Source organism: Mycobacterium cajalii, from assembly GCF_045809005.2.
Taxonomy (GTDB): Bacteria; Actinomycetota; Actinomycetes; order Mycobacteriales; family Mycobacteriaceae; genus Mycobacterium.
In genome coordinates, this window is the sequence record NZ_CM141436.1 from 4,613,892 (window position 1) to 4,627,405 (window position 13,514).

The window sequence follows — 13,514 nt, forward strand, 5'->3', positions numbered from 1 at the left end:
GGCGGATACCGTAACGGAATGATCGACCCGGTCCCCGCTGGGCTGTTGACCGACAAGTACGAGTTGACCATGCTGGCGGCGGCGCTGCGCGACGGCACCGCCGCGCGACGGACCACCTTCGAGCTGTTCGCGCGCAAGCTCCCCCCGGGGCGCCGCTACGGCGTGGTCGCCGGAACCGGACGCCTGCTGGAAGCGTTGCCGCACTTCAGCTTCGACGACGACGAGTGCCGGCTCCTCGCCGAATTCCTCGATCCCGACACGGTCGGCTACCTGCGGGACTTCCGGTTCGGCGGCGACATCGACGGCTATGCGGAAGGGGAGCTGTACTTTCCCGGGTCGCCCGTGCTCTCGGTCACGGGCAGCTTCGCCGAATGCGTGGTGCTCGAAACGCTGGCGTTGTCGATCTTCAACCACGACACCGCGGTCGCGTCGGCGGCCGCGCGGATGGTCAGCGCCGCCGGCGGGCGTCCGCTGATCGAGATGGGATCGCGCCGGACCCACGAGCACGCCGCGATCGCCGCGGCCCGTGCCGCCTACATCGCCGGCTTCGCCGCCACCTCCAACCTGGAGGCCCAGCGGCGATACGCAATCCCCACCGAGGGCACCGCCGCGCACGCCTTCACCATGCTGCACACCACGCAGGACGGACCTGACGAGCCGGCCGCGTTCCGCGCCCAGGTCCGGGCACTGGGCGTCGACACCACGCTGCTGGTGGACACCTACGACGTGACGGCCGGCGTGGCCAACGCCGTGGCGGCCGCCGGCACGTCGCTGGGCGCGGTCCGGATCGACTCCGGAGAGCTGGGCGTGCTCGCCCGCCAGGCGCGCCGGCAACTCGACGAGCTGGGCGCCGCCCGGACGCGGATCGTGGTGTCCGGCGACCTCGACGAGTTCTCCATCGCCGCGTTGCGCGCCGAGCCCGTCGACAGCTACGGCGTCGGCACCTCGCTGGTGACCGGCGCGGGCGCCCCGACCGCGCACATGGTGTACAAACTCGTCGAAGTGGACGGCATGCCGGTGCAGAAGCGCAGCACCCACAAGGAATCGCACGGCGGCCGCAAAGAGGCGCTGCGCCTGTCGCGTCCGACCGGCATCGTCACCGAGGAGGTGGTGCACCCGGCGGGACGCCCGCCCGCGGTGGGCGAACCGTCCCGGCCCCTGACCACTCCCCTGGTCCGCGGCGGCGAGGCCGTCGCGGAGACGGGCGCCCGCGCCCTGGCCTCCGCGCGCAAGCTGGCCGCCGCCGGCCTGCGCAGCCTGCCGTGGGAGGGGCTGGCATTGGCGCCCGGCGATCCGGCGATCCCCACCAGCCAGATCCCGGCCTGAGCGCGAACAGTGACCACCTCCGACGCCTCCGCGAGCGTGCCCGAGCTGCTGGCCGCGGCGGTGGCCGCGCTCGGCGGCAGTCAACGCCAAGGCCAACTCGAGATGGCCGTCGCGGTGGCGCGCGCCTTCGACACCGGCGAGCACCTGGCCGTGCAGGCCGGCACCGGCACCGGTAAGTCGCTGGCGTACCTGGTCCCCGCGATCGTCCGCGCCGTCAGCGACGATTCGCCCGTCGTCGTGTCCACGGCCACGATCGCCCTGCAACGTCAGCTCGTCGACCGCGACCTGCCGCGGCTGGCCGAGTCGCTGGCCGAGACGCTGCCCCGCGCGCCGCGGTTCGCGCTGCTGAAGGGCCGGCGAAATTATCTGTGCCTGAACAAGATCCACAACGGAGGCACCACCGACGGCGAGCCCGAGGACAGACCGCAGGAGGAGCTCTTCGATCCGGTGGCCGCGACCGCGCTGGGTCGCGACGTGCAGCGGCTCACCGCCTGGGCGTCGACGACCGAGTCCGGCGACCGCGACGACCTGCGGCCCGGCGTTCCCGACCGGTCCTGGTCGCAGGTCAGCGTCTCCGCGCGCGAATGCATCGGGGTGGCTCGCTGCCCCTTCGGCGGCGAATGCTTCTCCGAACGGGCACGTGGCCGCGCCGGCGGCGTCGACATCGTGGTCACCAACCACGCGCTGCTGGCCATCGACGCCGTCGCCGAATCGGCGGTGCTGCCGGAGCACGCGCTGCTGGTGGTCGACGAGGCGCACGAGTTGGTCGACCGGGTGACGTCGGTGGCCACCGCGGAGCTGACCCCGGCCACCCTCGGGGCGGCCACGCGCCGGGTCGCCCGGCTGGTCGGTCCGGAACTGACCCAGCGCTTGGAGGCGGCCACGGCCAACCTCGCCGCCGCGATCCACGACGCGCGGCCCGGCCGCATCGACCGGCTCGACGACGAGCTCGCGGCCTACCTGACGGCGCTGCGCGACGCGGCGAGCGCGGCACGCTCGGCGATCGACGCCACCGGCCCGGTGCGGGCCGACCCCAGAGCGGCGTCGGCCCGCGCCGAGGCGGTCGCCACGCTCGGCGAGATATCCGACACCGCGTCGCGCATCCTCGTCTCGTTCGCTCCGGCCATCCCGGATCGGACCGACGTGGTCTGGCTGGAGCACGAGGACAACCGGGGTTCGCCGCGGCCCGTGCTGCGGGTGGCGCCGCTGTCGGTCTCCGGCCTGCTGCGCGACCGGGTTTTCTCGCGGTCGACGACCGTGTTGACGTCGGCGACGCTGACGGTCGGCGGGTCCTTCGATGCGATGGCGGCGGCCTGGGGCCTGACCGGATCGGAGCCCGGCGGCGATCCGACGTGGCGTGCTCTCGACGTCGGGTCGCCGTTCGAGCACGCCAAGGCGGGAATCCTCTACGTCGCCGCCCACCTGCCGCCGCCCGGCCGCGACGGCACCGGGTCGGCCGAGCAGCTCACCGAGATCGCCGAGCTCATCACCGCCGCCGGCGGGCGCACCCTCGGGCTGTTCTCGTCGATGCGGGCCGCCCGGGCCGCCGCCGAGGCCATGCGCGAACGGTTGTCGACACCGGTGTTGTGTCAGGGCGACGACAGCACCTCGGCGCTGGTCGAACGTTTCAGCGCCGACCCGGAGACCTCGCTGTTCGGCACGCTGTCGCTGTGGCAGGGCGTCGACGTGCCGGGCCCGTCGCTGTCGCTGGTGCTGATCGACCGCATCCCCTTTCCCCGGCCGGACGATCCCCTGCTGGGCGCGCGGCAGCGGGCCGTGGCCGCCCGCGGCGGCAACGGTTTCATGGCGGTGGCCGCCAGCCACGCGGCGTTGCTGCTGGCGCAGGGGTCCGGCCGGCTGCTGCGTCGGGTGACCGACCGCGGCGTCGTCGCCGTACTCGACTCGCGGATGGTCACGGCCGGCTACGGCGCCTACCTGCGGGCCTCGCTGCCGCCGTTCTGGCCGACCACCGATGCCGCCCAGGTGCGGGGGGCGCTGGAGCGGCTGCGCGCCGCGCCCGACGGCGTGCCGGCCTGACCGCAGGCGGTCATCCGGCGAGAGCCACCAGACCGAGCTCGGCGCTGCCGGCGAGCATCGGATGGCGGGGCAGCACCCGCACCGTGTATCCGACCGCACCGGCCAGCGGCAGCGGCGTCGTCGTCGAGAACACCGCTTTCCCGCCGTCGGCGCTGCCGGTGTGCGGCATGTCGACCGTGATCGGGTCCTGCAGCACGTCGCCGGAGTCCACCCGGCCGAGCACCGCCTGCACGGCCACCTCGTCGGGCCGCAGGCCGCCCAGCCGCACGGTCGCGGTCAGGGTCAGCTTCGACCCGAGCAGCGGGGTGTCCGGCAGGCCGGTGCTGTCGACGTCGGTGACCCTGATCTTGGGCCACGCCTCTTCGACGCGCCGACGGTAGGCGGCCAGCTCCCGCGCGGCGCCGAAGGGCTCGTCGCCGCCGATGGTCTTGCGCAGCGACTGCGCCGCGGGCATGTAGTACCCCTCGACGTAGTCCCGCACCATCCGGGAGGCCAGCACTTTGGGCCCCAGCGTCTGCAGGGTGTGGCGCACCATCTCGACCCACCGCGGCGGCACCCCGTGTTGGTCGCGCTCGTAGAACTTCGGTGCCACCGCCTCTTCGAGCAGCGTGTAGAGCGCGTTGGCCTCCAGGTCGTCGCGGCGCACCTCGTCGGCCAGCCCGGTGGCCGACGGTATCTCCCAGCCGTTTTCGCCGTCGTACCACTCGTCCCACCAGCCGTCGCGGATGGACAGGTTCAGTCCGCCGTTCAGCGCGCTCTTCATCCCGGAGGTACCGCAGGCCTCCAGGGGACGCAGCGGGTTGTTGAGCCAGACGTCGCAGCCCCAATACAGCAGCCGGGCCATCGACATGTCGTAGTCGGGCAGGAAAGCGATGCGGTGGCGCACCTGCGGGCGGTCGGCAAAGCGCACGACCTGCTGGATCAGCGCCTTGCCGCCGTCGTCGGCGGGGTGGGACTTCCCGGCCACGATCAGCTGGATCGGCCGCTCCTCGTCGAGCAGCAGTCGTTCCAGCCGGTCGGGATCGCGCAGCATCAGGGTCAGCCGCTTGTAGGTCGGCACCCGCCGGGCGAACCCGATGGTCAGCACGTCCGGGTCGAAGGCCGTCCCGATCCAGGCCAGCTCGGCGTCGGCCGCGCCGCGCTCCAGCCACGACCGGCGCAGCCGCGCCCGCACGTCCTCGACCAGCAGCGAACGCAACTGGGAGCGGATCCACCACAGGTGGCCGGGGTCGACCTGCTGCAGCCGCTGCCAGACCGTGGGTTCGCTCAGCGAGTCCGAGCCGGCCAGCTCGCGACCCAGCTCCAGCCACTGCGGCGCGGCCCAGGTGGGTGCGTGCACGCCGTTGGTGATCGAGCCGATCGGCACCTCGCCGCGGTCGAACCCGGGCCACAGCTCGCTGAACATGGCGCGGCTCACCCGCCCGTGCAGCAGGGAGACGCCGTTGGCGCGCTGGGCCAGCCGCAGGCCCATGTGGGCCATGTTGAACTTGGCCGGGTCGGCCTCGGCGCCCAGTTCGAGGATCCGGGCGGTCGGCAGGCCCGGCAGCAACGTCGCCTCGCGTTGGTCGTCGAAGTAGCGCTGCACCATCTCCAGCGGGAACCGGTCGATTCCGGCGGGCACCGGGGTGTGGGTGGTGAACACCGTGCTGGAGCGCACGACGGTCAGCGCGGTGTCGAAGTCCAGTCCCGAGTCGGTGACCAGCTCACGGATGCGCTCCGCACCGAGGAAGCCCGCGTGCCCCTCGTTCATGTGGAACACCTCGGGCGCGGGCAGGCCCGCGTTGGCCGTGAACGCGCGGATCGCCCGCACCCCGCCGACGCCGGCCAGGATCTCCTGCTTGATGCGGTGTTCCTGGTCGCCGCCGTAGAGGCGGTCGGTGACGCCGCGCAGCTCGTGTTCGTTTTCGGGCACGTCAGAATCCAGCAGCAGCAGCGGAACGCGACCGACCTGCGCGACCCACACCCGGGCCCGCAGCTGCGCCGAGTCGGGCAGGTCCAGCTCCACCAGCACCGGATCGCCGGTGGTGGTGTCGGTGAGCAGCCGCAGCGGCAACCCCTGCGGATCCAGCGACGGGTACGTCTCCATCTGCCAGCCGTCGGCGGTCAGCGACTGCCGGAAGTAGCCGGAGCGGTAGTAGAGGCCCACGGCCACCAACGGCACCCCCAGATCGGAGGCGGACTTCAGGTGGTCGCCGGCCAGGATCCCGAGCCCGCCCGAGTAGTTGGGCAGCACCTCGGCGACGCCGAACTCCATCGAGAAGTAGGCGATCGACGTCGGCATCGCCACCCCGGTGTCCTGCTGCTGGTACCAGAGCGGACGGCTCAGGTAGTCGCGCAGGTCGGCGGCCAGGCCGTCGAGCAGGCCGAGAAATTCCTCGTCGACGGCCAGTTCGTCAAGCCGGGCGGGGCTCACCGCCCCCAGCAGCGCAACCGGATCTGAGCCGCACTGGGCCCACAGCGTCGGGTCGATGGTGGCGAACAGGTCCTGTGTCGGCTTGTCCCACGACCACCTCAGGTTGGTGGAGAGTTGTTCCAGCGCGACCAGGCGCTCGGGCAGATGAGCACGGACAGTAAAGCGGCGGAGGGCTTTCACACGTCATTACCTTACTGAGGCTGCCAACCGGTGCAGCGCCACTAACCCAGCGTTTACCTTCACCTGGTGTGGCCGGACACTAGGGTGGGTATCGGGAAGTAATGGGGCCGCGGCGAGACTTTCCAGGCGTGGTCCCCCACGAGACGAGCTTTCCCCCACGAGAGGCATTCCGCGACGCGGGACCCCGCGGTCTTGCCGCACAACCGGAACGGCCCCGGCCACGACCGCGGCCCGAACAGCGGGCCGCCGACGAGCCGGGCGGATCGAATACCCGGGCGACGATTCGGCCCGAGCAGCGGGCGGAGGAGGAGCCGGGCAGATTGAGCAGATTGAATGGAGTGGTGGTGCCCGGTCGCGTCGAGATCGACAACGTCCAGCCCGTCGTTTCCTGCGGCACCTACCCCGCCAAGGCGGTGGTCGGCGAGGTCGTCCCGGTCAGCGCAGCGGTGTGGCGGGAGGGCCACGACGCCGTCGCGGCGACCTTGGTGGTGCGATACCTGGGGCAGCGCTACCCGCAGGCGACCGAGGTCCGCCAGATCAAGGCGGTCGAGGCTCCCGAGCGGCCGGCCGGGGCGCACGAGGCGGGCGCGCCCGACCAGCAGCGGGTCAAGCCGCAGCTGTCCCCCATGACGATGAGCGAAGAGCCCTACGTGTTCCACGGCCAGTTCACCCCCGACCGCGTCGGCCTGTGGATGTTCCGCGTGGACGGGTGGGGGGACCCGATCGCCACGTGGAAGCACGGGCTGGTCGCCAAGCTGGACGCCGGCCAGGGCGAGACCGAACTGTCCAACGACCTGCTGGTCGGTGCCGGGCTGTTCGAGCGCGCCGCGGCCGGGGTGCCCCGCGCGCTCCGTGACCCGCTGCTGGCCGCGGCGGCGGCGTTGCGGGCCCCCGGCGACCCGGTCACCCGCACCGCGCCGGCCCTGGCGCCCGAGATCGACGAACTGGTGGCCGAGCACCCGTTGCGTGACCTGGTGACCCGCGGCGAACAGTTCGCAGTCTGGGTGGACCGGCCGCTGGCCCGCTTCGGCTCCTGGTACGAACTGTTTCCGCGCTCAACCGGCGGATGGGACGCCGACGGCAACCCGGTGCACGGCACCTTCGCCACGACGACCGCGCAGCTGCCCCGCATCGCCGACATGGGGTTCGACGTCGTGTACCTTCCGCCGATCCATCCGATCGGCAAGGTGCACCGCAAGGGCCGCAACAACTCCCCCACCGCGGCACCCGGAGACGTGGGCTCGCCGTGGGCGATCGGCAGCGACGAGGGCGGCCACGACGCCATCCACCCCAGCCTGGGCACCATCGATGACTTCGACGACTTCGTCTCCGCGACAAGGGCTTTGGGCATGGAAGTGGCGCTCGATCTGGCACTGCAATGCGCGCCGGACCACCCGTGGGCCCGCGAACACCGGGAGTGGTTCACCGAGCTGCCGGACGGCACCATCGCCTACGCCGAGAACCCGCCGAAGAAGTACCAGGACATCTATCCGCTCAACTTCGACAACGACCCCGCCGGCCTGTACGACGAGGTTCTGCGCGTGTGCCGGCACTGGATCGATCACGGCGTCAAGATATTTCGGGTCGACAATCCGCACACCAAGCCACCGAACTTCTGGGCCTGGCTGATCGCCCAGATCAAAGACCACGACCCCGACGTGCTGTTCCTCTCCGAGGCGTTCACGCCGCCGGCCCGCCAGTACGGGCTGGCCAAGCTCGGTTTCACCCAGTCCTACAGCTACTTCACCTGGCGCACGGCCAAGTGGGAGCTCACCGAGTTCGGCAACGACATCGCCGCGCTCGCCGACTTCCGCCGGCCGAACCTGTTCGTCAACACCCCCGACATCCTGCACGCGATCCTGCAGCACAACGGTCCCGGCATGTTCGCCATCCGCGCCGTGCTGGCCGCCACGATGGGCCCGGCCTGGGGCGTGTACTCCGGCTACGAACTCTTCGAGCACCGGGCGGTGCGGGAGGGCAGCGAGGAGTACCTGGACTCGGAGAAGTACGAACTGCGTCCCCGCGACTACGCGGGCGCACTCGCCGAAGGTCGTTCGCTCGAGCCGTTCATCTCCCAGCTCAACGAGATCCGCCGACTTCATCCCGCGCTGCAGCAACTGCGCACCATCCATTTCCACAATGTGGACAACGACGCCCTGCTGGCCTACAGCAAGTTCGACCCCGCCACCGGCGACTGCGTGCTGGTGGTGGTGAGCCTCAACGCGTTCGGGGCCGAGGAAGCCACCCTGTGGTTGGACATGGCCGCACTGGGTATGGAGCCCTACGAAAGATTCTGGGTGCGCGACGAGATAACGGGCCACGAATTCCAATGGGGCCAGGCCAATTACGTTCGCCTAGACCCGGCGCAAGCAGTCGCGCACGTCATCAACATGCCCCTCATACCGCACGAATCCCGAATCACGCTGCTACGCAGGCGTTGAACGCACCGGAGGTGAAAGGGATATGAGCAAAGCCGATCAACTCGCCGAAACGCACCTGGCGCCCGACCACGACGACCTGTCGCGCCTGGTGGGCGGCACCCATTACAACCCGCACAGCATTCTGGGCGCCCACGAGTATGCCGACCACACCGTCATCCGGGCATACCGGCCACACGCCACCGAGGTCGTCGCGCTCGTCGGTGACGACCGGTATCCGATGCGTCACATCGAATCGGGCCTGTTCGCCGTGGCGCTCCCCTTCACGGACCTGATCGACTACCGGCTGCAGATCAGCTATGAGGGCTCCGACCCGTACACGGTCGCCGACGCCTACCGCTTCCTGCCCACCCTGGGCGAGATGGACCTGCACCTGTTCGGCGAAGGACGTCACGAGCGGCTCTGGGAAGTCCTCGGCGCCCATCCCCGCTCCTTCACCACGGCCGACGGTGCGGTCGACGGTGTCTCCTTCGCCGTCTGGGCGCCCAACGCCAAAGGCGTCAGCCTGATCGGGGAGTTCAACGGCTGGACGGGCACCGACGCGCCCATGCGGGAACTGGGCTCCTCGGGCGTGTGGGAGTTGTTCTGGCCCGGGTTCTCCGTCGGCGGCCTCTACAAGTTCCGCGTGCACGGCGCCGACGGCGTGGTGACCGAACGGGCCGACCCGATGGCGTTTGCCACCGAGGTGCCCCCGCACACCGCGTCACGCGTGGCGGTCAGCAGCTACAGCTGGAGCGACGAGGACTGGATGACCCGACGCGCCGAGCGCAATCCGGTGTTCGAGCCGATGAGCACCTACGAGGTCCACCTGGGTTCGTGGCGCCCGGGGCTCAGCTACCGCCAGCTCGCCCGCGAGCTCACCGACTACGTGGTGGAACACGGCTTCACCCACGTCGAACTGCTGCCGGTGGCCGAGCACCCGTTCGCCGGCTCGTGGGGATACCAGGTCACCTCGTACTACGCGCCCACGTCGCGGTTCGGCACACCCGACGAATTCCGCGAACTCGTCGACGCGCTGCACCGGGCCGGCATCGGGGTCATCGTGGACTGGGTGCCCGCACACTTCCCCAAGGACGCGTGGGCGCTGGGCCGCTTCGACGGCACCGCGCTCTACGAGCACTCCGATCCCCGACGCGGCGAGCAACTCGACTGGGGTACTTACGTGTTCGACTTCGGCCGCCGCGAGGTGCGCAACTTCCTGGTGGCCAACGCGCTGTACTGGATCGAGGAGTTCCATGTCGACGGCCTTCGCGTGGACGCCGTCGCCTCGATGCTCTACCTGGACTACTCGCGCCCGGCCGGCGGCTGGACGCCCAACGTCTACGGCGGGCGCGAGAACCTCGAGGCGGTCCAGTTCCTGCAGGAGATGAACGCCACGGTGCACAAGACGGCGCCGGGGATCGTCACCATCGCCGAGGAGTCGACGTCGTGGCCCGGCGTGACACGTCCGACGAGCCTTGGCGGCCTGGGCTTTTCGATGAAGTGGAACATGGGCTGGATGCACGACACCCTGGACTACATCAGTCGCGACCCGGTCTATCGCAGCTACCACCACCACGAGATGACGTTCTCGATGCTCTATGCGTTCAGCGAGAACTACGTCCTGCCGATCAGCCACGACGAGGTGGTGCACGGCAAGGGCACGCTGTGGGGGCGGATGCCGGGCAACAACCACGTCAAGGCCGCCGGCCTGCGCAGCCTGCTCGCCTACCAGTGGGCGCACCCGGGCAAGCAGTTGTTGTTCATGGGCCAGGAATTCGGCCAGCGCAACGAGTGGTCCGAGGAGCGCGGCCTGGATTGGTGGCAACTCGACGAGCAGGGCTTCTCCAACGGCATCCTGCGGATGGTGCGCGACATCAACGCCATCTACCGCAGTCATCCGGCGCTGTGGAGCCAGGACACCGTTCCCGACGGCTACTCCTGGATCGACGCCAACGACTCCGCCAACAACGTGCTGAGCTTCCTGCGTTACGGCAGCGACGGTTCGGTCATGGCCTGCGTCTTCAACTTCGCGGGTGCCGAGCACAGCGGCTACCGGCTCGGACTGCCGTGCGCCGGCCGGTGGCGCGAGGTGCTCAACACCGACGCCACGGACTACAACGGTTCCGGCGTCGGCAACATGGGTGGCGTCGACGCGACCGAGGACCCGTGGCACGGGCGGCCGGCATCGGCGTGCCTGGTGTTGCCGCCCACGTCGGCGCTGTGGCTGGCGCCCGAGTAGCGCTCGGCATTCAGCGCGAGCAGACGCAAAATCGCCCTAAACCGGAGGTTTCAGGGCGATTTTGCGTCTGCTCGCCGCGTCAGTACAGCGCGTTGGCGAGGTTGCGCCGGCCGGCGACGACCTCCGGATCGGCCGGATCGAACAGTTCGAACAACTCGACCAGGCGGGTGCGCACCCTGGCACGCTCGTCCCCGGATGTCTTGCGCACCAACGCGATCAGCCGCTCGAAGGCGGCGCCGACGTCCTGGTTGAGGATCTGCACGTCCGCGGCCGCGAACGCGGCGTCGATGTCGCCCGGCGCCGCGTCGGCCACCGCGACCGCGTCGGGGACTTGAGCCGTTGCGCGCGAGAGGAAGTCGATCTGCCTGATCGCGGCCTTCGCCTCAACGCTGCCGGGGTTGGCGTCCAGGATCGCCTGGTACGACTCCTTGGCGGCCTCGAAGTCGCCGGCCTCGAGTTGCTGGCGGGCCTGCAACAGCTCCGGATCGGTCTCCGGCGACTCCCCGGCCTCCCCCGGGCCCCTGAGCTTGCCGTCCGTCGCCGCGAGCAGCGAGTCCACCCACCGGCGCAGCTGGTCGGCCGGTTGCACGCCCTCGAAGCTGGACAACGGCTGCCCGGCGGCCAACGCCACCACGGTCGGAACCGCCTCCACGCCGAACGCCTGGGCGACCCGGGGCGCCACCTCGACGTCCACCGTGGCCAGCGACCATCTGCCGTTGTCCTCGGCGGCCAGTGCGGACAGCGTTTCGGCCAGTTGGGCACACGCGTCGTTGCGCGGCAACCACAACAGCACCACGACCGGCACTTCGCCGGACCGGATCAGCACCTCGTCTTCGAAATTGGCCTCGGAGACCTCGGTCACCCCCGGCGACGGCGCCGCCCGGCTGCCGGCCCCACCTGCCGATGCTTTCTGCTGAGCGCGCTGCTGGAGGCCGGACAGGTCGACCGCACCAGCCAGCGCAGGCCCTATGGAGGATCGCGGACGCGTCACGCCGTCAAGTCTGTCATGCACATCGGCACCCGATCCACCCGGTGGCGCGGACCCTCGCGCAAAGCGAAAATCCGGCCGCGGCCCCGGCCGGAAGGCTACTGAGCGGCCGATATGACGAACATCACACGTGTGCGCGCGAACCCCGCGCCAGCAACGCCGGCGCGGGGGCCGTCACCCGGCCCGCAGGATCAGCGCGTCGCCCTGCCCACCCGCCCCGCACAGGGCGGCGACACCGTAGCCGGAGCCGCGACGCGCCAACTCCAAGGCGGCGTGCAGCGCGATGCGGGCTCCCGACATGCCGAGCGGATGCCCGACGGCGATCGCCCCGCCGTTGGCGTTGACGATCTCCGGATCCAGTCCCAGCTCGCGGGTCGAGGCCAGCGCGACCGCCGCGAACGCCTCGTTGATCTCCACCACGTCGAGTTGGTCGACCGAGATGCCTTCGCGCCCGAGCGCCTTCCTGATCGCGTTGGCCGGCTGCGATTGCAGCGTCGAGTCCGGTCCGGCCACGACGCCGTGCGCACCGATCTCGGCCAGCCCCGTCAGGCCCAGCGCCTGGGCTTTTTCCTTGTTCATCACCACGACCGCGGCCGCGCCGTCGGAGATCTGCGACGCGGAGCCCGCGGTGATGGTGCCGTCCCGGCGGAATGCCGGCTTGAGGCCGGCCAGCGATTCGGCGGTGGTGTTGGCGCGGATGCCCTCGTCCTCGGCGAACTGCAGCGGGTCGCCCTTGCGCTGCGGAATGCTGACCGGGACCACCTCGTCGGCGAACACGCCGTCCTTCCACGCCGCGGCCGCCCGCTGGTGCGACCGGGCGGCGTAGGAGTCCTGCTCCTCGCGGGTGAATTTGTCGACGTCGTTGCGCTGCTCGGTGAGCGCACCCATCGGCTGGTCGGTGAACACGTCGTACAGACCGTCGTAGGCCGTATGGTCGAGCACGGTGACGTCGCCGTACTTGTAGCCCGCGCGGCTGTCCATCAGGAGGTGGGGCGCCCTGGTCATGGACTCCTGCCCGCCGGCCACCACCACGTCGAACTCTCCGGCGCGAATCAGCTGGTCGGCCAGCGCGATTGCGTCGATACCGGACAGGCACATCTTGTTGATGGTCAGCGCCGGGACGTCCCAGCCGATGCCGGCCGCCACCGCCGCCTGGCGGGCGGGCATCTGGCCGGCTCCGGCCGTCAGCACCTGGCCCATGATCACGTACTCGACCGCGCCGGCCGACAGGCCGGACTTCTCCAGCGCGCCGGCAATCGCGACGGCGCCCAGATCGCTGGCCGAGAAATCCTTCAGCGAACCCATCAACTTGCCGATCGGCGTGCGGGCTCCAGCAACGATCACCGACGTCGTCATGACTACCTCCTAGGCGTGCGCGGACGGCCAATTCCGATCCCTGGCGAAGCGGAATCTTTGCCCTCAGGTTACCGTTGTGTGATGACGACCGATCAAGTTGACGCCCGTCAGGTCCTCGGTAGCGCGCTCGTGACCGCGGTCGACCATGTCGGCATCGCTGTACCCGACCTGGACGCGGCGATCGCCTGGTACCACGACCACCTCGGCATGATCCTGGTTCACGAGGAAGTCAACGACGATCAGGGTATCCGCGAGGCCATGCTGGCTGCACGCGGCGGGCCCATCGGCACCGCACAGATCCAGTTGATGGCCCCAATCGACGATTCGTCGGCCATCGCGAAGTTCCTCGACAAGCGCGGGCCGGGCATCCAGCAGCTGGCGGTTCGGGTCAGCAATCTCGACACCTTCTGCGAGCAACTCCGCTCACAAGGCGTCCGGCTGACCTACGAGGCGCCGAGACGCGGCACCGCGAACTCTCGAGTCAACTTCATCCATCCCAAGGATGCCGGCGGAGTTCTGATCGAGTTGGTCGAGCCGGCTCTGTAGGGCCGGTAG

8 protein-coding genes are annotated in these 13,514 nt (G+C 70.3%); 5 read left to right on the forward strand and 3 right to left on the reverse strand.

Going from position 1 to position 13,514, the window contains the following annotated elements; genetic code table 11:
• The first annotated feature begins 18 nt into the window (after positions 1-18).
• Both ACJ512_RS21850 and ACJ512_RS21855 read left to right on the forward strand, forming a co-directional pair.
• On the forward strand, positions 19-1,326 hold the full coding sequence (locus ACJ512_RS21850; RefSeq protein WP_407686067.1) for a nicotinate phosphoribosyltransferase: 1,308 nt from the start codon (positions 19-21) through the stop codon (positions 1,324-1,326).
• Positions 1,327-1,335: 9 nt separating this feature from the next.
• Positions 1,336-3,363, forward strand: a complete 2,028-nt coding sequence (locus ACJ512_RS21855; protein WP_407686066.1) for an ATP-dependent DNA helicase — start codon at positions 1,336-1,338, stop codon at positions 3,361-3,363.
• A gap of 10 nt (positions 3,364-3,373) precedes the next feature.
• Here the strand turns inward: ACJ512_RS21855 and glgP are convergent, their stop codons facing one another.
• A complete protein-coding gene (gene glgP, locus ACJ512_RS21860) occupies positions 3,374-5,956 on the reverse strand; it encodes an alpha-glucan family phosphorylase (RefSeq protein ID WP_407686065.1) in 2,583 nt (860 codons plus the stop codon).
• 344 nt (positions 5,957-6,300) lie between these two features.
• Between glgP and ACJ512_RS21865 the strand changes: the two genes are divergently transcribed.
• Both ACJ512_RS21865 and glgB read left to right on the forward strand, forming a co-directional pair.
• Positions 6,301-8,397: an alpha-1,4-glucan--maltose-1-phosphate maltosyltransferase gene (locus ACJ512_RS21865; protein ID WP_407686083.1), complete on the forward strand. Its 2,097-nt coding sequence runs from the start codon at positions 6,301-6,303 to the stop codon at positions 8,395-8,397.
• Between the two features lie 22 nt (positions 8,398-8,419).
• Positions 8,420-10,615 carry a 1,4-alpha-glucan branching protein GlgB gene (gene glgB / locus ACJ512_RS21870; RefSeq protein ID WP_407686064.1) on the forward strand — a complete coding sequence of 732 codons (2,196 nt, stop codon included), beginning with the start codon at positions 8,420-8,422 and terminating at the stop codon, positions 10,613-10,615.
• A gap of 79 nt (positions 10,616-10,694) precedes the next feature.
• On the opposite strand, the gene ACJ512_RS21875 is transcribed toward glgB, so the two are convergent.
• Both ACJ512_RS21875 and ACJ512_RS21880 read right to left on the reverse strand, forming a co-directional pair.
• Positions 10,695-11,606, reverse strand: a complete 912-nt coding sequence (locus ACJ512_RS21875) for a tetratricopeptide repeat protein (protein ID WP_407686063.1) — start codon at positions 11,604-11,606, stop codon at positions 10,695-10,697.
• Between the two features lie 171 nt (positions 11,607-11,777).
• Complete coding sequence (locus ACJ512_RS21880) at positions 11,778-12,959, reverse strand: acetyl-CoA C-acetyltransferase (protein ID WP_407686062.1); 1,182 nt, start codon at positions 12,957-12,959, stop codon at positions 11,778-11,780.
• 78 nt (positions 12,960-13,037) lie between these two features.
• Between ACJ512_RS21880 and mce the strand changes: the two genes are divergently transcribed.
• A complete protein-coding gene (gene mce, locus ACJ512_RS21885; protein ID WP_407686082.1) occupies positions 13,038-13,505 on the forward strand; it encodes a methylmalonyl-CoA epimerase in 468 nt (155 codons plus the stop codon).
• The last annotated feature ends 9 nt before the right edge of the window (positions 13,506-13,514 follow it).

Bases quoted from the DNA above. Each gene is read 5' to 3' on its own strand.
- ACJ512_RS21880 (WP_407686062.1), bottom strand. From the start codon at position 12,959: ATGACGACGTCGGTGATCGTTGCTGGAGCCCGCACGCCGATCGGCAAG.
- glgB (WP_407686064.1), top strand. From the start codon at position 8,420: ATGAGCAAAGCCGATCAACTCGCCGAAACGCACCTGGCGCCCGACCAC.
- ACJ512_RS21850 (WP_407686067.1), top strand. From the start codon at position 19: ATGATCGACCCGGTCCCCGCTGGGCTGTTGACCGACAAGTACGAGTTG.